General features: G+C 69.5%; 15 protein-coding genes. 8 read left to right on the top strand and 7 right to left on the bottom strand.

From position 1 onward, the window contains the following. Positions 1–81 precede the first annotated feature (81 nt). Together ACVTJA_RS11895 and ACVTJA_RS11890 are read left to right on the top strand one after the other, a co-directional pair. Positions 82–915, top strand: a complete 834-nt coding sequence (locus ACVTJA_RS11895; RefSeq protein WP_465836478.1) for a TrmB family transcriptional regulator — start codon at positions 82–84, stop codon at positions 913–915. Continuing rightward, entirely contained in the window at positions 912–2,741 is a 1,830-nt protein-coding gene (locus tag ACVTJA_RS11890) for an aspartyl protease family protein (protein WP_465836477.1), read from the top strand. The genes ACVTJA_RS11895 and ACVTJA_RS11890 overlap by 4 nt, the downstream gene beginning before the upstream one ends. On the opposite strand, the gene ACVTJA_RS11885 is transcribed toward ACVTJA_RS11890, so the two are convergent. After that, entirely contained in the window at positions 2,735–3,670 is a 936-nt protein-coding gene (locus ACVTJA_RS11885; RefSeq protein ID WP_465836476.1) for a hypothetical protein, read from the bottom strand. The genes ACVTJA_RS11890 and ACVTJA_RS11885 overlap by 7 nt on opposite strands. Positions 3,671–3,807: 137 nt before the next feature. Beyond that, the gene (locus ACVTJA_RS11880) at positions 3,808–4,497 is read right to left on the bottom strand and encodes a MerR family transcriptional regulator (protein ID WP_465836475.1); all 690 of its coding nucleotides are present in this window, start codon (positions 4,495–4,497) and stop codon (positions 3,808–3,810) included. Between the two features lie 47 nt (positions 4,498–4,544). On the opposite strand from ACVTJA_RS11880, the gene ACVTJA_RS11875 reads away from it, so the two are divergent. Next, positions 4,545–4,967, top strand: a complete 423-nt coding sequence (locus ACVTJA_RS11875) for a hypothetical protein (RefSeq protein ID WP_465836474.1) — start codon at positions 4,545–4,547, stop codon at positions 4,965–4,967. Between the two features lie 11 nt (positions 4,968–4,978). Here the strand turns inward: ACVTJA_RS11875 and ACVTJA_RS11870 are convergent, their stop codons facing one another. Then, positions 4,979–5,950 carry an AraC family transcriptional regulator gene (locus ACVTJA_RS11870; RefSeq protein WP_465836473.1) on the bottom strand — a complete coding sequence of 324 codons (972 nt, stop codon included), beginning with the start codon at positions 5,948–5,950 and terminating at the stop codon, positions 4,979–4,981. A gap of 75 nt (positions 5,951–6,025) precedes the next feature. Between ACVTJA_RS11870 and ACVTJA_RS11865 the strand changes: the two genes are divergently transcribed. From ACVTJA_RS11865 to ACVTJA_RS11855, 3 genes are all read left to right on the top strand, one after another. After that, positions 6,026–6,886: an SDR family oxidoreductase gene (locus ACVTJA_RS11865; protein ID WP_465836472.1), complete on the top strand. Its 861-nt coding sequence runs from the start codon at positions 6,026–6,028 to the stop codon at positions 6,884–6,886. A gap of 90 nt (positions 6,887–6,976) precedes the next feature. Beyond that, positions 6,977–8,383 carry an alpha/beta fold hydrolase gene (locus ACVTJA_RS11860; RefSeq protein ID WP_465836471.1) on the top strand — a complete coding sequence of 469 codons (1,407 nt, stop codon included), beginning with the start codon at positions 6,977–6,979 and terminating at the stop codon, positions 8,381–8,383. Positions 8,384–8,486: 103 nt separating this feature from the next. Next, on the top strand, positions 8,487–9,338 hold the full coding sequence (locus tag ACVTJA_RS11855) for a lysostaphin resistance A-like protein (RefSeq protein WP_465836470.1): 852 nt from the start codon (positions 8,487–8,489) through the stop codon (positions 9,336–9,338). Positions 9,339–9,356: 18 nt separating this feature from the next. On the opposite strand, the gene ACVTJA_RS11850 is transcribed toward ACVTJA_RS11855, so the two are convergent. After that, on the bottom strand, positions 9,357–9,722 hold the full coding sequence (locus ACVTJA_RS11850; RefSeq protein ID WP_465836469.1) for a VOC family protein: 366 nt from the start codon (positions 9,720–9,722) through the stop codon (positions 9,357–9,359). A gap of 257 nt (positions 9,723–9,979) precedes the next feature. On the opposite strand from ACVTJA_RS11850, the gene sigJ reads away from it, so the two are divergent. Continuing rightward, positions 9,980–10,876, top strand: coding sequence for an RNA polymerase sigma factor SigJ (gene sigJ / locus ACVTJA_RS11845; RefSeq protein WP_465836468.1), 897 nt, complete (start codon positions 9,980–9,982; stop codon positions 10,874–10,876). Positions 10,877–10,891: 15 nt separating this feature from the next. After that, a complete protein-coding gene (locus tag ACVTJA_RS11840) occupies positions 10,892–11,293 on the top strand; it encodes a RidA family protein (RefSeq protein WP_465836467.1) in 402 nt (133 codons plus the stop codon). Positions 11,294–11,314: 21 nt separating this feature from the next. Here ACVTJA_RS11840 and ACVTJA_RS11835 read toward each other — a convergent pair whose 3' ends face one another. The 3 genes from ACVTJA_RS11835 to ACVTJA_RS11825 all read right to left on the bottom strand — a co-directional run bounded on the left by ACVTJA_RS11835 (position 11,315) and on the right by ACVTJA_RS11825 (position 18,423). Next, on the bottom strand, positions 11,315–13,882 hold the full coding sequence (locus ACVTJA_RS11835) for a family 16 glycosylhydrolase (RefSeq protein WP_465836466.1): 2,568 nt from the start codon (positions 13,880–13,882) through the stop codon (positions 11,315–11,317). A gap of 16 nt (positions 13,883–13,898) precedes the next feature. Next, positions 13,899–15,158 carry an RICIN domain-containing protein gene (locus ACVTJA_RS11830; RefSeq protein WP_465836465.1) on the bottom strand — a complete coding sequence of 420 codons (1,260 nt, stop codon included), beginning with the start codon at positions 15,156–15,158 and terminating at the stop codon, positions 13,899–13,901. Between the two features lie 208 nt (positions 15,159–15,366). Beyond that, complete coding sequence (locus ACVTJA_RS11825) at positions 15,367–18,423, bottom strand: tetratricopeptide repeat protein (protein ID WP_465836464.1); 3,057 nt, start codon at positions 18,421–18,423, stop codon at positions 15,367–15,369. Positions 18,424–18,476: the final 53 nt, after the last annotated feature.

The raw sequence follows: 18,476 nt of genomic DNA, 5'->3' as shown, positions 1-18,476 counted from the left end.
CGACGTCAAGGCGAAGTCGCGGGCGCCCGGCCGGGCGCGTCCGGCTTGACTATTATTAGTCCTGAGTAATAACAACGACCCATGGACGCGGACGAAGGGCTCGTGGCCCTTGGGTTCACCGAGGTTGAGGCGCGGGTGTACTGCGAGCTGCTGAAGGGAGCGCCCGCCACCGGGTACCGGCTCGCGCAGGCGCTGGGGAAGGCGCCTCCGAGCATCTACCAGGCGCTCGCCTCCCTGGAGCACAAGGGAGCAGTGCTCGTCGAGGAGGGCGAGCCCCGCTCCTTCCGGCCCGTGCCGCCGGACGAGGTGCTGGCGGCGCTGCAGCGTGGCTTCGAGACGCGCAGGCGCGAGGCCTCGGAGGCGCTGCGCAAGCTCCATGCTCCCGTGCAGGACGACCGCATCTATCACCTCAAGAGCACCGCCCAGGTGATGGAGCGCGCGCGGGCGATGATTGCCGGCGCGAAGGAACTGGTGCTCTTCGACCTCTTCCCTTCCCCCTTTGACGCCCTCGCCCCATCGCTCACCGAGGCGAGCACCCGGCGCGTGGCCATCGCCGGGCTCGTCTACGACGACACTCCCAAGGTGCCCTTCGACTGCGTGCGCTCGTCCAGCGCGGACTTCGTGCGGGAGCGCTGGCCGGGCGCGCAGCTCACGCTCGTGGCCGATGCGCGCGAGTTCCTGGTGGCGCTGCTCACCCCGGATGGCACCGGCGTCAAGCAGGCCATCTGGAGCGACAGCGTCTACCTCTCCTGCCTGCAACACAGCGGCCTGTCCGCGGAGGTCCGGCTGAGCGCGCCGCAGTCCGTGCGCGCACGGCTGTCGCGGTCCTTCTCGCTCATCGCCTCGAGCCCGCCCGGCCTGCGCCACCTCGTGGGACAGCCCCCTTCCTCCTCCAAGCACCGAGACACCGAATGAGACTCCTCACCACGGCCCTGCTGGCCCTCGCCCTCGTGCTCGTCCCCACCACCTCCCGGGCGGACGCGCTGCAATCGCTCATCGAACGGCACCTCACGTGGCGTGGCGGAGACGCCTTCGCGCGTCTGGAGAGTGTCCACGCCAAGGGGAAGACCGCGACGGGCGGACTGCAGGGCCCGATGGAGTCCTGGAGCCACCGTGACGGACGCGCCCGCAAGGACGCGGACTACGGGGTGCTGCGCAACTCGCTGGCCATCACCGCCGAGGGCGGCTGGAAGCTGAACGCCAGCGGCCAGGTCGAGGATGCGTCGCCCACGGATGCGCGGGATGCGCGGCACCGGGTGGCGCTCGACTTCGGGACGGCGCTGCGCGGCGGGGCCGGCGCGAAGCTCGTGCTCCAACCCGACGAGCAGCGCGACGGAAAGACGTGGAAGGTGGTGCGCGTCACCTTCGGCGACGAGGACCTCTATGACCTGTTCCTCGCGGAGACCGACGGGGTGCTGCACGGCCTGCGCATCCGCGAGGACAACGACACCCGCTTCGTGCGGCTGGGGGACTGGCGCCAGGTGCACGGGGTGCGCATGCCCTTCCTGGAGGAGGAGCTCACCGACAACCCGGACGCCGACTCACGGACGGTGGTGGAGTCGCTGGAGCTGAACGTGCCCGTGCCTCCCGCCGTCTTCGAGCGTCCCCAGGACACACGCCGGGCGAGCTTCGCGAACGGCCGCCACGGCACCGGCTTCATCCCCTTCGAGTTCTTCAACGAAAACCGCGTCTACATCCCGGCCCAGGTGAATGGCCACGCGACCCAGGTGCTGCTGGACAGCGGCGCCGAGATGACGGTGGTCGATACGGCCTATGCACGCGAGCTGGGGCTGAAGACGCAGGGGCAGCTCGCGGCGGTGGGCAGCGGCGGACAGGCGCAGGCCCAGCTCGCGGGCGGCGTGGACATCACCATCGGAGACCTGCGGCTCTCGGGACTGACGGTCGCCATCATCGACCTGGCCGAAGTGGCCCGGCAGATTGGCCATCCGCTGCCCGTCGTCCTCGGCAAGGAGGCCTTCAACCAGCTCGTCGTGGACGTGGACTTCCCCAACCGGCGCGTCGCCTTCCACGAGGCTTCGAGCTTCAAGGCCCCGCCGCGAGCGGTGCGCCTGCCCCTCGTCGAGTCCGCGGGCGGACAGCGCGCGGTCCACATCTCCGTCGAGGGCCGGCCCACGATTCCCGTGCTCTTCGACGTGGGCAATGCCGGAGCGCTCTCACTCTTCCCCTCGTACTGGCAGCAGGCCGGGCTGCTCACGGGCCGGCGCAGCTCCAAGACGCTGTCCGGCGCGGTGGGCGGGCTGCGCGAGCGCGACGTGGCGACGCTGAAGCGCATCCAGCTCGCGGGCGTCACCCTGAAGGACGTGCCCACGGTGTTCGATGACGCGGGCGGCAGTGTCTCCGCCTCGGACCGGCTCCTCGGCAACCTGGGGCTTGCCGTCCTCGGACGCTTCCGGATGATTACGGACTATGCGACCGACACGCTGATGCTCGTCCCGGATGCCCGCGCGCTGCGCCAGCCCTTCCGCAAGGACCGCTCCGGCTTGATTGCCATTCCCTCGGAGGGACGGCTCGTGGTGAAGCTGGTGGCTCCCGGCAGCCCGGCCGCCGCCGCGGGCTGGCAGGTGGGGGATGAAGTCGTCGCCATCGACGGACAGAAGATCGGCCCCGACTACGCCGGCACGGAGCTCGCGCGCTGGCGCTACCGCGCCGCCGGACAGACGGTGGTGCTCACGCTGAAGGACGGCAGCGAGCGCCGGCTCACGCTGAAGGACTATTACTGAGCAGGCACTCCGGAGCTCGTCGCGGACAGCGGCTGCGTCTTCCACGTCCGCACTTCCGGGCCCGCGCGCGGAATATCCTGCAGCGAGGCCGCCGCGTTGCGCTGCTTCACCGCCTCGTCGTGGAAGTGAAGCCGCAGGTGCTCCGCGAGGGCGGCACGTCCCGCGCTGTCGAGCATGGGGACTTCGGTCCCCACGTGGCCCCAGTCGTCCAGCCGTTCATCGATGCTCCGGCAGACCTGCAGGAGAGCGCCGTGGCCGGCGACTCCGGCGAGCTTCAGGAGCGACCCGAGCATCGGCTCCAGGTTTTCGGTGCGCGCGAAGCTGGGCGCGACCGGGGGAATATGTCCCAGGGGATGGATGGAGTCTTCGCTGGGGATGAACCGGAACAGCGGACACACCTCGACGTGTCCATCGAAGCCCACCCAGACTTCCAGCTCGAGGTGCCCCGGCAGGAGCGACGTGTTCGCGGGAGACGTCCCCCAGCGCCGAATCGATTCGAGCCCCGAGAGCATGGCCGCGAGCACGCCACGCGATGCCGCCGCTGACAGGGGTGGCCCCTGGAGCAGCCGCGGAAGCGCCACACCTCCGGGCTGTGCGTCCACGGCATGAATGCGCGGGAGCACGTCGAGCTGCTCTTGAGGGACATGCGGCAAGGCGGGACTCCGGGCGCCCTCGTCCCGCGGCAGGATGACGCCCACCTCCAGCGGTGTACGCAGGATGGACGACGCCAGGTCCGCGCGCAGCCTCAGGTAGTCCAGCACCTGCTCTTCCTTCCACATGTCGTCCACGGCGTAGCGCTCTCGCGCGGTGCCGAAGTCGGTGAGCCGCACCGGACTCCACACCCCCAGGACGTCCAGGAGCCGTCCGGGACGACGATGGGGAAGCCACGCCAGACTCCGTTTCTGCTCGAAGAGCTCGACCCGTCCCACGACTTCGACGCAGCGAGGCCCCGCGCTGGGGGATGCGCCCGATGTGGCATTCAAGGTTGTGAACCTCTGAGACAGCGGCCCCGTGCATCCAGGAACGTTCGGGCGCGGCGGTCGTATCGGACCCGGGCCCCCTGTTCCTATCCCCCACCCTTCGGACGACCTCGCACGGAGGGCGCCTTGCGCGCACCCTTCGTGGAGGCGGCCTTCGACTCCCCGGGCGGGATGCCGTATCGCCGGGCCGCGATGTCCTGGTGCGCGAGGCGGCGGAGCGCGATGAGCACGGGCTCATGGAGCGCGGTGCCGAGCACCGAGTACTCGACGGCGGTCTTGGGGTCCGGGGGAATGCGGCTCACGTCGAACTCGGCGATGGCGCGGATGTGCGGCCCGTAGGCGGCGAGCCGGTCATCATCGAGTGGAATGCCAGCCGCCTCGGCCGCGGCGAGCGCGCGCTCCAGCTGCGCCACCGCGGCGAAGCGCGGGTCGTAAATCTGCCCCAGCTTCTCCAGCACTGCGCGGGCGCGCGGGTAGTCGGATTCCCCGCCCCGCGTCACGTCCGGCGGCAGGTTCTCGATGGCCCTGCCCAGCGTCTCGAACAGGTCCTCCTCCGGCTGGTCGATGAGCCGGAGCACCTCGCGCGCCTTCTGCACGCTGAGGCCCACCGTCTCGGTGAGGGCGCGAATCACGGCGACGCGGCGCACATGCTCCTCACCGTATTCCGCCCGCGTCGCGGCCGTCGCCTCTCCGGCGGGCAGCAGCCCCTCACGCAGGTAGTACTTGATGGTCGCGAGCGGCACCCCTGTCCGCTCCACCAGCTCCGAGATGCGCATGCCGATTCCCTTGCGTTGGATACCAACGCTATCTAACATTGGATACCATGACTATCCAACCCCACACCCTCATCCTCATCGGCACCCTGCTCCTGTCGCTCATCACCGTGGAGTCGGGGGGCCTGTTCCTCACCCGCGTCGGCCGGGGGATTGTCCCCGCGAACGCACTGCAGAAGAACTTCTTCCGCGCGGGCCACGCCCATGCGGCGGTGCTGCTGGTGCTGAGCATCGCCATCCTGGCGGTCATCGACGCGGCCCGGCTGCCGCTCGCCTTCGACCTGGTCGCGCGCTTCGGCGTGCCGGTGTCCGCGCTGCTGATGCCGGCGGGCTTCTTCCTGTCCGTCCTCGGCAAGGACCCGCAGCGCCCCAACCGGCTCATGGCCCTGCTCTGGGTGGGCGCGGGCTCGCTCACGCTCGGACTGCTGGCGGCGGGGCTGGGACTGCTCTTCGCGGGAATCTCCGCCGCATGAGCCGCGCCGGCCTACCCGGCGTTCGCCAGCGTGCCCTGCCTGGCGAGCCGTCGGAACTCGCCCGGAGTCTGTGAGTAGATGCGCTGGAATGCCCGGTTGAAGGCGCCGGGAGACTCGTACCCGACGGTGTCGGCGATTTCGGCGAGGCCGGCTTCGCTCTCGCGCAGCAGACACCCGGCTTTGTACATCCGCCAGCGCGTCAGGTATTCGAGCGGCGTCTCACCGACCTGCTCCTTGAAGCGCAGCGCGAAGGCCGAGCGCGACATTCCCGCGACGGTGGCCAGCGCCTCCACCGACCAGGGGTGCGCGGGCGCGTGGTGCATCGCCCGCAGCGCGGCGCCGAGCGGCCCATTGCCGAGTGCCGCCAGCCACCCGAGCTCCCCCGCGCGGCCCGAGGCGTAGTGGGCCCGAATCGCCTGCACGAAGAGGATTTCCGCCAGCCGGTTGATGACCACCGGGGCGCCAATCGTGGACGTCGCGGTCTCCAGTGCGAGGAGGTTGAGCGTCGCGCCCAGCGCGCCCGTCTGGGCCTCGTCACCCCGCACGCAGAGGACTCGCGGGAGCAATTCGATGATGGGCCTGCTGCTCCACTCGTCGAACTCGAACAGGCCGGTGATGAGGTCGGTCGGCACGCCACCGCCACCGAGGCGCAGCAGGTCACCCACCTTCGTCCGGATGAGCGCCTCCCCGTCCACGGCACGGGTGCGGAGCGAGTCGCGCACTGTCATCGCGGTATTGGCCGCGACGACGTAGCAGTCACCGCCTCGCAGGGGGATGGGCTTCGGCTCGCCCGCCACTTCGAGCCAGCAGCTCCCGCGCGTCACCAGCCCGAACTTCGCGTGCGGTGAGCCGGGGAACCTCGCGCCCCACGGCGCCGTCGCCTCCAGCCGGCAGTACAGCGCGTTCCGCACGCGCATCGCGGTGAACACGTCGCTGAAGGGGTCAACGCTCGACAGCGCCTTCAGGTTTGGACGATTGAGCACTTGTTCTGGCGTTCCAGGCACTGACAGTCCTCCACCCTGGACTTAGGGTACTTCGCATCAAGGAGGAGTCACACCGTGATTCTCGTCATTGGAGCGAATGGGACGGTCGGCAGCCTGGTGGTGCGGCAGTTGGTCGAGGCGGGCCGGAAGGTGCGCGTGCTCGTGAGGGACGCGTCGAAGGCCGCGAAGCACGGCGGCGAGGTGGAGGTCGCCGTCGGGGACCTCGCGCGGCCGGAGACGCTGGGCCCGGCGTTCTCCGGTATGGAGAGGGTCTTCCTGCTATCGACGGGGCCGGAGTCGATTGAAATCAACGCCATCGACGCGGCGCGGGACGCCGGTGTCCGGCACATCGTGAAGTTCTCCTCCATGGGCTTCGGCCCGGAGCGGGACGCCCTGCGCATCGGCAACTGGCACCGCGCGGTGGAGTCGCACCTGGCGGCATCCGGCATCGCGTGGACGGTGCTGCTCGCCGGTGGGTTCAGCAGCAACGCGCTCGGCTGGGCGCCCACCCTCGCGACCCAGGGCATGGCGTTCGCGGCGACGGGTGAGGGCAGGGTCGCGGTGGTGGACCCGGCGGACCTCGCGGCCGTGGCGGTCGCCGTGCTCAGCCGGCCCGGACATGAGGGCAAGCGGTACGAACTGACGGGACCGGAGGCACTGAGCTTCGCCCAGCAGGTGGAAATCATCGGCAAGGTGGTGGGCCGGCCGCTGCGCTTCGTGGACGTACCGCCAGCGACGGCGCGCGACGCGATGCTGCAGACGGGCATGCCGGCGCCACTCGTCGAGGGAATGCTGGAGGTGATGGCACGCATCAAGACCGGCGGCGCGGAGACCGTCACTCGCGACGTCGAGCAGGTGCTGGGACGAAAGCCGCGCACGTTCGCGGCCTGGACGGAGCAGAACGCCGCCGCGTTCCGTCAGGCCCGAGGTGAATGACATGCGCTTGGAACCTGTAGCCATGAGCGCGGCGATGCAGGGGAGCGGCGAGCCCCTGGCCCCGCGCGTTGCAATGCCGAGGAGAGGGACATGAGCTTGGAATCCGTGGTCCCGGGCGTTGCGATGCCAAGAACCTGGACGCTTGCGAGGTTCCTCCGCACGCTCGCGGCGGGATGGCTGGCGTCCGTGCCCGTCGTGTTGCTCGCGACACTCGCCGTCGAAGTGGTGCCTCGCACTCGAGGGCTCTTCTTCTTCCCCCAGCTCCGGTACGCGGTGGTGACGCCCGCGTGCGTGCTCGTCGCGGTGGGCGCGGCGTGTGCCTGGCGCGCACTCTCGGAGCGCTCGCGCCGCCCGCGTCTGCTGCTGGCGGCGGCCCTTCTGGGGCTTGCCGTGGTTCTCCTCTTCGGGATGGCCGTGATGGGGCCTCCCGGTCTGGCCCTCTCGGGGCTCCCCGCAGTCGTCACCGTGGCAGTGACGACTGCATGGTTCGTCCCCCGCGCTGTCGAGCGGCCCTGGCGCTTCAGCGCGGGCACGGTGGCACTCGTGCTGTTCGGTGTGCTCGAAGCCACGGGCGTGGTCGCCGCACTCGCGAGCGAACGCCTCTCGCCGCCTGGCCCCTCCGGTCTCGCCTTCGACATCCCGCGCACGATGTTCGACGTCGAGCACCGCTTCATCGACCTGCCGAGCGGCGCGCGCGTGCACTACGTGGACGAGGGCCAGGGCGAGACACTGCTCTTCCTGCATGGCAATCCGTCCTGGTCCTTCCAGTGGCGTGACCTGATTCATGGGCTGCGCGGCTCCTACCGCTGCATCGCCCTCGACTACCCCGGCTTCGGCCTGTCCCAGGCGCCGGCCGGGTTCGGCTTCGCGCCTCGCGAGGAGAGCCGCGTCGTCGAAGAGCTCGTCGACCGCCTCGGGCTCGAGAACGTGACACTGGTCCTCCAGGACTGGGGAGGCCCCATCGGCATCGCCCTCGCGGAGCGCCGTCCCGAGCTCGTGAAGCGCGTCATCCTGGGAAGCACCTGGGCCTGGAGGACGAACACGAGCGAGCCGCGCGGCCTATGGTCCGTCATCGCCGGTGGGCCCGTGGGCGAATTCATCCAGGCCAACTTCAACGGAATTGCCACCCTCGCGCTGAAGGACAGCATCGCCCGCGAGCTTCCCGCCGATGTGGCCGACGTCTACGTGCGCCCGTTCCGCCCGCTCGACCGGAGAGGCATTGCCGCCTTCTACCCGGGGCAGATTACCGCCGCGAGCGACTGGTTCGCGGAGCTGGAGGCCGGCCTGCCCGCGCTCAAAGACAAACAGGCGCTCATCTTCTGGGCCCTGGAGGACCCGGGCTTCCCTCGCACCGACCTGGAGCGCTGGGAGCAGGTCTTTCCCAATCACAGAACCGTCGAATTCGCCCACGCCCACCACTTCTTTTTTGAAGACACCACCAGTGAAGTGATTTCGAACATCCGTGCGTTCATGACGTCAGAAATGGTCCCGCGCTAACGTCACGCGCGCCATGGACTCCCAGCACCATGCCTCCTCCGAGGCCGGCTCCCCTGTTCCCCTCCCCCACGCGACGATAGCCGTCACCCCTGCGCGCCCACGCGTGTGGACGGTCTTCGTCGCCTACGTATTCCTGCTGACCACCATCGTCATGATTGGGAGCACCATCTTCGGAGTGGTGCTGGTCATGGAGGCGGCGCGAGCCGGGGTGAAACCCCAGGACTCGCAAGCCATCAACGCATTCGTCGAAAAGCTCAAGGTGGAGCCCTGGGTCCAGGTGATGGGCGTGATGACGTCGAGCACCGTCGGGCTCGCCATGGCGTTCGTGTGCGCGCGCCTGTCTCCTACTCCGTGGCGTGAGCGGCTGCGCCTCCTGCCCGGGACACCGCTGCCTCTCGTGGCGTGGGTGGCCGCGGTGGTGGGCTGTGTCGCGCTGGGCCAGGCGCTGGATAGCGCCACCGTCCTCACGAGAGTGTGGACGTGGACCACGACGCTGAAGGGGCTGGAGGCCAGCAGCAGGGCCTCTCCCGGGACGTTCACGTTGCTGATGATCTTCGGCACGCTGGCGGCGGGCACGGCCGAGGAATTGTTCTTCCGCGGCTACATGCAGAGCCGCCTCGTGGAGCGCTGGGGCCGCGCGGCCGGCATCGCTGGCGCGGCCACGCTCTTCGGCATCCTCCACATGGACCCCATCCACTCGCCCGTCGCCCTGGTGATTGGCCTGTACCTGGGCTGGCTCGCCGAACACACCGGCAGCGTGCGCCTGCCGGTGCTCGTACACATCCTCAACAACGCGACGTCCTTCGTGCTCACGCGCCTCGCGACATCGGGCCTTTCCACCTCCGAGCACGTGGCACTGCTCATCGGGTGCCCGCTGCTCGTGGCGGGCACGCTCGTGCTGCTGCGCCGGTCCGTCGCGGCTCCCGTGCTGGCAGCCGCGACAGATGGGCGGTGAAGAGCGAAGCGCTTCGGCTCAGGCGGCGCGTGGCCGGCAGTTGACCTCGACGAGGATGCCGCCCGGCGCCTGGCAGTACACCATGGTGCCGCGGTTGTTCCGTGTGACGTCGGAGACCTCCAGCCCGTCGCTCTTCGCGCGGGCGTGGAACTCCGTCACCCGGTCCTCACTGTCGACGTAGAAGCCGATGTGGAAGCCTTCGGGGTAGGCCTCCTCCGGGCGCTTGTGCTTCTGCAGCACGAGCACGAGCCCCTCCCGGTCCGAGAGGATGGCGATGGCCGGCGAGGCGCGATTCGAGGTGTGCTCGAAGTCGAAGTAGCGCTCGAAGAACCGGGCGGTGAGCTGGACGTCGGGGACCTGCAGGTCGAGGTGATTCAGCTTCATGATGGGAGCCTCCGAAGGCACACGCGTGCCTCGAATGGCCGTGGGTTCTCACCTGGACGAGGTGGAACAAGTGCTCCCACCGAGGGAGTGAGCGGGGCTCACCGAACCGCTCTGCCGTTTTCCGACCGCCGCGCAAGGTAAGGGGCTCGGCACCGCGATGCAAGTCCGGCTGTGCGGAACGGGCCACGTCACAAATTCCGGAGGGCAATCGTCGTCCCGGTGAAGCTGACGGTCCACCCCGTTACCTGGACGCCGAGATGACCTCCCACGACGAAACAGCGCTCTTCGAGGAACTGCGCCCCACGCTCCTGGGGCTGGCCTACCGGATGCTCGGCTCCCGGGCGGACGCCGAGGACGCGGTCCAGGACACGTTCCTCAAGTGGAAGCAGGCCGACAAGGGCGACATCGACAACCCGTCCGCGTGGCTCACCTCCGCCTGCACGCGCCGGTGCATCGACCTGTCGCGGTCCGCCCACCGCAGCCGCGTGGACTACGTCGGCCCCTGGCTGCCCGAGCCCGTCCACACCCCCACGGAGGGCGGCGCCGAGGACGCCCTCGTGCTCGCGTCGTCCCTCACGACGGCGTTCCTGCTGATGCTGGAGCGGCTCACACCGAAGGAGCGGGCCGCGTATCTCCTCCATGAGGTCTTCGACGTCTCGTATCCGGAGACGGCGAAGACGCTCGAGCTCCAGGAGCCCGCGGTCCGGAAGCTCATCTCCCGTGCCCGCGCCAGCATCGACCAGGCGAAGGTGCGGCACGTGACGCCAGTGGAGCGGCAGGAGCAGCTCCTCGCCGCCTTCAAGGTCGCCATCCTCGGCGGCAACACGGAGCAGCTCGCGGCGCTGCTCTCGGACGACATCGAGCTGCGCGCCGACGGTGGAGGCAAGGTGCCCACCCTCCTCCAGGTGCTGCATGGCAAGGCCGAGGTGCTGGAGTACCTGGAGCAGAAGCTCCGCCAGTACTGGGACGGCTACCAGTGGGCCGTGGCCGACCTCAACGGCGGCCGGGGACTCGTCCTCCGCAAGGAGGGGCACACGGTGGCCGCCGTCTCGTTTGCCTATGACGAGGCCGGCCGAACGACAGACATCTACATCATCCGCAACCCCGAGAAGCTCACCGGCCTGGACGGCGTGGCGGCAGTTCAAGAGCACTGACAACAGGAGCAACACATGACGACGACGAATCTGCGCTTCATCAATCCCCCCACCCTGGCCCGTCCGCCGGGCTACACCCACGTCGTGGAGATGACCGGCCCGGGCCGGACGGTCTGGATTGCCGGCATGATTGGCACCCGGAGCGACGGGACGCTCGCCGGGGACTTCCGCGCCCAGTCCGAGCAGCTCTTCGAGAACCTGAAGGCCGCGCTGGACGCGGTGGGCGCGAAGTTCGAGCACGTGGTGAAGCTCCAGAACACCTTCCTGGACCTCGCGCAGCTCCCCGTGTTCCACGAAGTGAGGGACCGCTACGTGAACAAGGCCGCGCCCCCGGCGAGCACGGCCCTTCAGGTGTCGGGGCTTCCACGCGGCGCCCTGCTCGGGCTGGACGCCGTCGTCGTGCTGCCCCCAGCCTGAAGGGGCGCGCCACCTGCATTCCTAGATGCCCAGCGTCTGAATCACGCTGGCCAGCTTCGTGGCCACCCGCTGCTGCGTCGCCGCGTTGGGGTGCCCATTGCAGCCCATGTTCGTGAAGGCGTCCGGGTCATACATGTCGAGGAACCGCACCTTCGACTCGCCCGAGGCCTGGAGCTGGCTCACCGCCGTCTGGATGTATCCCCTCGCCGAGGCGTTCATCGGCGATGACGCCGCGATGAGCCATGCGTTGGGGTACTTCGAGCGGACCGTCCTCGCCAGGCCGACCCAGGCATTGACGAAGTCCGACTGCGTGGGCCCCACACCGTCCCAGAAGTCATTGCCGCCCAGTTGAATCACCACCACGTTGGGGTGCCTGGACGCATCCGTCGGGAACGCATACTGCGCCGACGACTCGGTGAGGGTGCGCAGGTAGTACGTCGGCATGGCGGGGAAGCCGGTGCTGGGCCCGTCGTAGCCCCAGTTCCGGTACACGCCGATGCCCGAGTAGCAGAGGTTCGTCGCGGGCCGCGCGCCCAGGATGCGCGCGGTCTGCTGCGGATACGCGTGATACGCGCTCTCCGTCGCATTGGAGTACGGGCATGGGTCCGCGCCCAAATCTCCGTAACCGCACGCATTCGAGTCGCCAATCACCTCCAGGCGGACGTTGCTCGCATACGTGGGAGGTGCCTGGAGCTGGCCGCCGCCGTAGCTGAAGCCGAGGAACTGCGAGACGCCGACGTTGCCCTCGTTGTCCCGGAACAGCTCCACCTTGTGCGTGCCCGAGGCGAGCCCCGTGGCCAGGGTGTACGTCCTCGTCCCCACCGACGTCGCGAGCCGCTGCGCCGGCTGCCCGTCGATGGAGTACGCGAAGTGAATCTGGTCCTCGGTGTTGTTGAGCGTCACCGCCAGCGAGGGGCCGGTGAACCGCGCGACGATGGCTGAGTTGGACCAGGTGAAGCGCGGCCCCGCGGCGTCCGAGGTGTCGAACCGGCCCAGGTAGTCGATGGCCGGCGCCGCCGTGGACGACTTGAACTGCCAGGCGCGGACGTAGTTGACCTCGAAGGAGTTGCCCTCGCCGGTGGGCGTGGTGCCGTCGGGCGTGCCGCTCGCGCTGCCGAACCAGAGGTCCAGCATGATGTACATCGGGTCGGACATGCTGACGTTCAGCGTCCAGAACGGCTGCCCGTCGAAGTAGAAGGTCTGCTTCCCCGGCTCCCACTTCACCGCGTACGTGTGGAAGCCCGCGGACAGGTCCACCGTCTGCAGTGTCTTGCTTCCGGCCGCGGGGTTGTTGGCGCCGTTGGGCCACACCGTCGCGGCGAAGGCCACCGGGTGCAGGTTGCTGTCACCCCAGCCGGAACTCGGACCACCGCCGGGGTACGCCTCCATGATGTCGATTTCCGGCCGGCGGTCACCGGGGTGGTTGAACAGCCAGAAGGCCGGCCACACGCCCTTGCCGACGGGCAGCTTCGCCTCCACCTCGAAATAGCCATACGTCTGGTAGTACTTCCCGTCCGTGTCGAGGGTGCGGTTGAAGAAGTTCCCGCTGCCGTCGCGCTGCGGCCAGATTTTGAGGACGCCGTTCTTCACCGCGTAGTTGATGGTCGGGTTGGAGGTCTCGTACCAGATGTGGTCATTCCACTTGCTGGTGTCGAAGCCGCTGTTGAACTCCTCGGAGAAGGTCAGCACGTACTGGCTCGCGTCCTGTCCCACGGGCCCGCCGGAGGACGAGGTGCCGCCGCTGACGGTGAGCGTGCCGATGATGTAGCGCGTCTCGTTGTCGGCGGTGACGCCCGGGCCGGCTCTCAGCGTGACGCGGCTGTTGGGCGAGGACATCGGGTAGAGGCCCGCTCGGAGGGTGTATTGCCCGGACGGGAAGTTGGTGGGCACCGTCACCGTGCGATTGTAGGAGACGGTCCCGCTCCACGTGGTGGTGCTGACCGGCGGCAGGTGGTCACCACTGAGCGGCATCTGCACGCCGTTGGCATCCACGAAGTGGACGAAGACGTAGTAGTCCTGCCCCTGCGGCACGGCGTTCCACCGCATGCCCAGCGTCACGCTCTGCCCGGGCTGCGCGGTGAGGCTCGGGGTGGCGAGCTGGAGGATTTCCGACGTCACCGGCCCCACGGTGAGCGTGCCGACGGTGTAGCGGAGCTGGTCGTCGACGGTGACGCCCGTGCCCATCGCCAGCGACACGCGGCCCCAGGGCGAGTGCGTCTGATACAGGCCCACGCGGATGGAGTAGGTGCCCTGCGGCAGTGACGACGGCAGCGTCACCGTGCGGTTGTAGGCGATGGCCCCGCTCCACCGGGACGTGGGCGTGGGCGGCGCGTGGTCGAAGCTGGACGGCGCGCGGTTGGTGCCGCTCGCGTCGATGAGGTGGACGAAGACGCCGTAGTCCTCGGCCATGGGCACCGCGTTGAAGCGCATGGCCAGCGTCACGGACTGGCCCGGCGCGGCGGACAGGCTGGGAGTCCCCAGCCGCTGCACCGTGGTGCTCTGTGCTCGCGCCTCCGGGCTCAGCGCCAGGAGGAAGACGGCCAGCAGCAACGTATAGGCAAATCCTGAGAGTCTTTGATGCAGTCTCATGGAGTCCTCCGGGGCGTCACTTGAACTTCCAGGAGCGCACGTAGCGGATGTCGAAGGAATTGCCCTGGCCCGTCGGCGTCGTGGAGTCACCCGCGCCGCTGGCGCTGCCGAACTGGAAGCTCAGCAGGAGGTACATGCGCTCGGGCATGCTCACCGTCGTCGTGTAGATGAGATTGCCGTCCAGGTAGAACGACTGACGGTTGGCTTCCCACTTCAAGCCATACTTGTGGTACCCGGCCGAGAGGTCCACGCCGGCGTTGTACATCCGGGTGCCGCCCTGCTCTCCCGGCCAGCCGGTCCAGATGGTGGCGGCATACGTCGTGGGGTGCAGGTTCGCATCGGACCAGCCGCTGTTCGGACCGCCGCCGGGGTACGCCTCCATGATGTCGATTTCAGGGCGGTACGGGTCCGGCTGGTCGTGGTTGTAGAGCCAGAACGCCGGCCACGGGCCTCGGCCATATGGCAGCTTCGCCTCCATCTCGAAATAGCCATACGTCTGGTAGTACTTCCCGTCCGTGGTGATGTGACGGTAGTCGCGGATGTAGCTCGTGCCGGCGACGGGGAACATCTTCAGGCTGCCGTTGCTGATGACGTAGTTGGGAGTGGAGTCCGCGGGCTGGTACCAGAGGTGGTCCGTCCACTTGCTGGTGTCGAGGCTGGAGCCGTCGAACTCCTCGGAGAAGGCCAGCACGTACTGGCTCGCGTCCTGGCCGTAGGGGCCGGTGCCAGGCGGCGGTGGAGGCGGCGTGGTGGGCGTGCCCACTGTCCACGACTGGTTGGCTTCACCGGTGCAATCCCAGAGCTCGGTCAGCACTCCATCCGCCGTCGCGGTGGGGCCGCCCGTCACGTCCAGGCAGCGGCCGCTGGCGACGTGGACGAAGCGGTATTCACCCGTGGCGCCCGTGCTCTGCATGCGCCAGAGCTGCCGGGGCTGGCCGTTGCAATCCCACTGCTGGAGGCCCGTCAGGTTGGCGGTGCCGCCGTTGATGGTCTCGATGCACTTGCCGCTGTGCTTCGCGATGAGCTCGTACTGGCCGCTGCCCATGTCCTTCAGCGTCCAGGCCTGGTTGGCCTGGCCGGTGCAGCTCCACTGCTCGATGAGCGCGCCGTCCTGGGTGGCGGTGGGACCGCCTCGGACATCCAGACACTTGTTCGAGTGCTGCGCGACGATGGTGGTGGCCGCGAGCGCCGGGGCGGACACGAGGGCCGTCCCGGCCACCAGGGCCAGGGCGCCCTGGCGCCACGATGCTCTCCTGAAGTCATCAATCACAGACACGGTGCTGTCCTTTGCTGGGGGGACGCCCGCGCGAAGCGGCTGCGCTCCGCGAGGGCGGGGGCTGCGGCCAGGGCAATGGCAACGGATGTGCCAGCCGGCACAGCATCCGTGAAAAGCGTGAAGGCTCGGGATTCAGCGCACTTGCGCGAGCGTGCCGGTGAGCGCGCTGTCACCGGGGACTGTCACGTGACGACACGGCTGTGTCAGGTCAGTGGCGGGCCTCGTGCTCGGAGTGGGCCGTGGCCACCGTGCGGCGCTCGTGACGGGCCAGCCACGCGCGCACCTCATCGAGCGTGTGCCGCGCGGACTCTCCCGCGGACTCCAATTCCGTTCGGGCCCGGTGGGCCTCGGCGAGCGCCTCCGCCTGATGCCCGGTCGCGTACCTCCCGCGTGCCAGCGCGAAGCGCGCCTCTGCAATGTCCTGGGCCGTGGCGGGAATCGACTCCAGCAACTTCAGGGCCTCCTCGAAGAGGGCCACCGCCTCGGCGCCGTGCCCGCGCGCCAGGTGCACCTCCGCCATGCCTCGCAGGGGCGCGGCCACGGTGGAGACCTTCTCGCGTCCCATCTCGCGATAGATGCGCAGGGCGCGCGCGTAGTCGTCCCACGCCTCGGAGAGACGGCCGAGCGCGCGGTACACCTCGCCCCGCTCCGCGAGCGAGTAGGCCACGTCGTCATGCCGCTCGCCGAAGGCCTTCAGGCGCACCTCCAGGGCGCGCTGGTGCCAGGCCAGAGCCTCCTGCTCGCGTCCCAGCCGGTGCAACACGATGGCGATGTTGCAGACCGCGAAGGCGACGCTCAGGTGCTCCTTGCCCAGCGACTTCTCCTTGATGGCCAGCGAGCGCTGGAAGTAGCGCAGCGCCTCCTGATTGTCGTGCTGGAGGAAGGCGAGCACGCCCAGGCCGTTGAGCGCGGTGCCCGTCTCCGGGTGGTCCTGCCCCTGGACGCGCTCGCGGATGGACAGGGTTCGCAGCAACAACGGGCGTGACTCCTCCAGGCGGCCCAGCTCCGTCAGGATGATGGCGAGGTTGTTGGCGGAGGCCGCCACCTCTGGGTGCTCGGGCCCCAGGGCCCGCTCGCGCAGGGTGAGCGCCTTCTGGGTCAGGTCGAGCGCCGTGGGCAGCTCGTCCATCTGCCGGACGATGGCGCCCAGCACATGCAGCGACGCCGCCACTTCCGGGTGCTCCGGGCCGAGCACCTTCTCACGCAGCGCCAGCGCGCGCTGGGACGTCGCCCGCGCCTCGGCGAGGCGCGTCTGCCCGAGCTGGACGACGGCAATCATTGTCAGGGTGCGCGCCACGTCCACGTGGTCGGGGCCGAGCTCCTTCACCTGCAGGGCCAGCGCCCGCTCCAGGTGCTGGAGCGCCTCCACCGGCTTCCCCTCGCGCCAGGCGAGCTGTCCCTGGGCCGTGGACAGAGCAATCTCCAGCCGCGGAGGCCGGCCGAGCGAGTCGAGCACCGCATCGGCATGGCGCGCGGAGCGCCGGCCCTCCTCGGCGCGCCCCTGGTTCACGCCCACTGTGTTGACGAGGTGAATCCACGCCGAGGCTTCGAGCTCCCGCTGCCGCGAACGCTGTGCCGCGAACAGCGCTTCGTCGAGGCTCTTCTCCGCGGCCCGGGCGTCCCCCGCGAGGTCCTGGAGCGCGCCGAGCCACAGCAGGGCCTCCGCCTGGAGCGAGGAACCACGGGCGGCACGCTCGGCAACGTCCTTCGCCAGCGCCATGCCCTGGGTGTACCGGCCCGCCGCGCGCAGCACGCGGGCCCGCGCCACCTGGGCCCACAGCGTCTTGGTGTCCCCGGCTTCCTCCGCCGTGCCGCCAGGCGGCGTCGTATCCGGGCCGCACTGCGTGACGGGGCTCAGCGACTGCACGGCCTGCACCACCTTGCCCGCTACCTCGTCGTCCGCCTGCGCGAGCAGGTCTCCCAGCGCGCGCAGCTCGTCGCGCCGCCGCTCCAGGCAGGTGGCGCGCTGGCGATACTCCTCCTCCGGTTGCGTGGCACGCACGCGTGTGGCCTCGCAGTTGTCCCGCGTCTGGGCGGCCCAGGCGTTGGCATAGGCATCCAGTAGCGGCTCGGCGCGCCTCCAGGCCTCCGTCGCGAAGGGCTTTGAAAGGGCGGTGAAGGCCCGCGAAGCCGCATCCCTGCTCGAGTCGTCCCAGAGGCCCGCGAGGCTCGCGGACTCGGCGCATGCACGACTCTCTCTCCAGCGCGTGTATGGGAAGAGGCCCACTCCAATGAGCATGGCCAGGGCAACTGCCGCGAGGCCCAGCCGGCGCACGTGCGTTGCGCCCGTGCTTCGTGTCAGCTCCTGGAGCAGGACATCCAGCGATGGGTAGCGCTCTCCTGGCTCCAGGGACAAGCCGCGCCGCAGCACGCGCCGCACCTTCGCGGGGACGCGGATGTCTCTCGGTAGCACGAGCGGCTTGTCGAAGCCTTCATCGAAGGGCCTGCGTCCGTGGAGCGCTTCGTACAGCGCGACGCAGAAGGAGAACTGGTCGGCGCGCGCATCCGCGGGACGGCCGGCGAGCACCTCCGGTGCCTGGTAGCCGCGCGTGCCCACCACGGAGACGCTGCTGGCTCCCTCGCGCTCCACCTCGGTGTGCAGCAGCGCGAGCCCGAAGTCCGTCACCCTCGCGCGCCCGTCCCTGCCGAGCAGGACGTTGTCGGGCTTGAAGTCGCGGTGAATCAGTCCCGCCGCGTGCGCGGCCGCCAGCCCGCGCCCCGCCTGGAGGAAGACCTGCACCGTGTCGCGCCAGGAGCGGGAGCCGTCCTTCAGCCAGTCGCGCAGCGTGCCGCCGTCGACGAACTCCATGGCGAGGAAGACCTGGTCCTTCAGGAAGCTGCCCGCGTCGTGCACGGAGACGACGTTCGGATGGGAGAGCCGCGCGAGCGCCTGGGCTTCTTGAAGCAGCCGCTGCTGCCGCGCCGCGCCCGGCACGTCCGCATCCGTGCGCACCAGCTTGAGGGCCACCTTGCGGTCCAGCTTCGGGTCATAGGCCGCGTACACCACGCCCATGCCGCCGGAGCCCACCGGCTCCAGCACGACGTAGCGCCCCACGCTCGTGCCCCGCATCAGCGGGCGCGACGCGAGCCGGGACCTGCTGCCGGTGGACGTGGAGACGTCGTCGGCTGTCGGAGTCCCCGAAACGTGGCCGAGGCCGCGGCAGTGCTCGCAGCCCTCGCGGTGTGACGTGAGCTCGCGCAGCAGCTCCGCTGGCAACGCGCCGAGGCTCCAGGCCTGCCATGTCTCCCGGTCCGGGCAGTCCATGCGTTTCCCTCCGTCGGAGTCCCGGCGCCGAAGGCTGACACGGATGCGTCGTC

The sequence above is a fragment of the Pyxidicoccus sp. M6 genome, from assembly GCF_055568925.1.
The sequence above is the reverse complement of the archived record's forward strand: the minus strand, read 5'-3'. Positions and strand labels throughout refer to the sequence as shown.

Coding starts and splice junctions, on each gene's coding strand:
- ACVTJA_RS11880 (WP_465836475.1), bottom strand. CDS start 4,497: ATGCGCATCTCGGAGCTGGTGGAGCGGACAGGGGTGCCGCTCGCGACC.
- ACVTJA_RS11895 (WP_465836478.1), top strand. CDS start 82: ATGGACGCGGACGAAGGGCTCGTGGCCCTTGGGTTCACCGAGGTTGAG.
- ACVTJA_RS11835 (WP_465836466.1), bottom strand. CDS start 13,882: ATGAGACTGCATCAAAGACTCTCAGGATTTGCCTATACGTTGCTGCTG.
- ACVTJA_RS11825 (WP_465836464.1), bottom strand. CDS start 18,423: ATGGACTGCCCGGACCGGGAGACATGGCAGGCCTGGAGCCTCGGCGCG.
- ACVTJA_RS11890 (WP_465836477.1), top strand. CDS start 912: ATGAGACTCCTCACCACGGCCCTGCTGGCCCTCGCCCTCGTGCTCGTC.
- ACVTJA_RS11840 (WP_465836467.1), top strand. CDS start 10,892: ATGACGACGACGAATCTGCGCTTCATCAATCCCCCCACCCTGGCCCGT.
- ACVTJA_RS11875 (WP_465836474.1), top strand. CDS start 4,545: ATGACTATCCAACCCCACACCCTCATCCTCATCGGCACCCTGCTCCTG.
- sigJ (WP_465836468.1), top strand. CDS start 9,980: ATGACCTCCCACGACGAAACAGCGCTCTTCGAGGAACTGCGCCCCACG.
- ACVTJA_RS11850 (WP_465836469.1), bottom strand. CDS start 9,722: ATGAAGCTGAATCACCTCGACCTGCAGGTCCCCGACGTCCAGCTCACC.
- ACVTJA_RS11860 (WP_465836471.1), top strand. CDS start 6,977: ATGAGCTTGGAATCCGTGGTCCCGGGCGTTGCGATGCCAAGAACCTGG.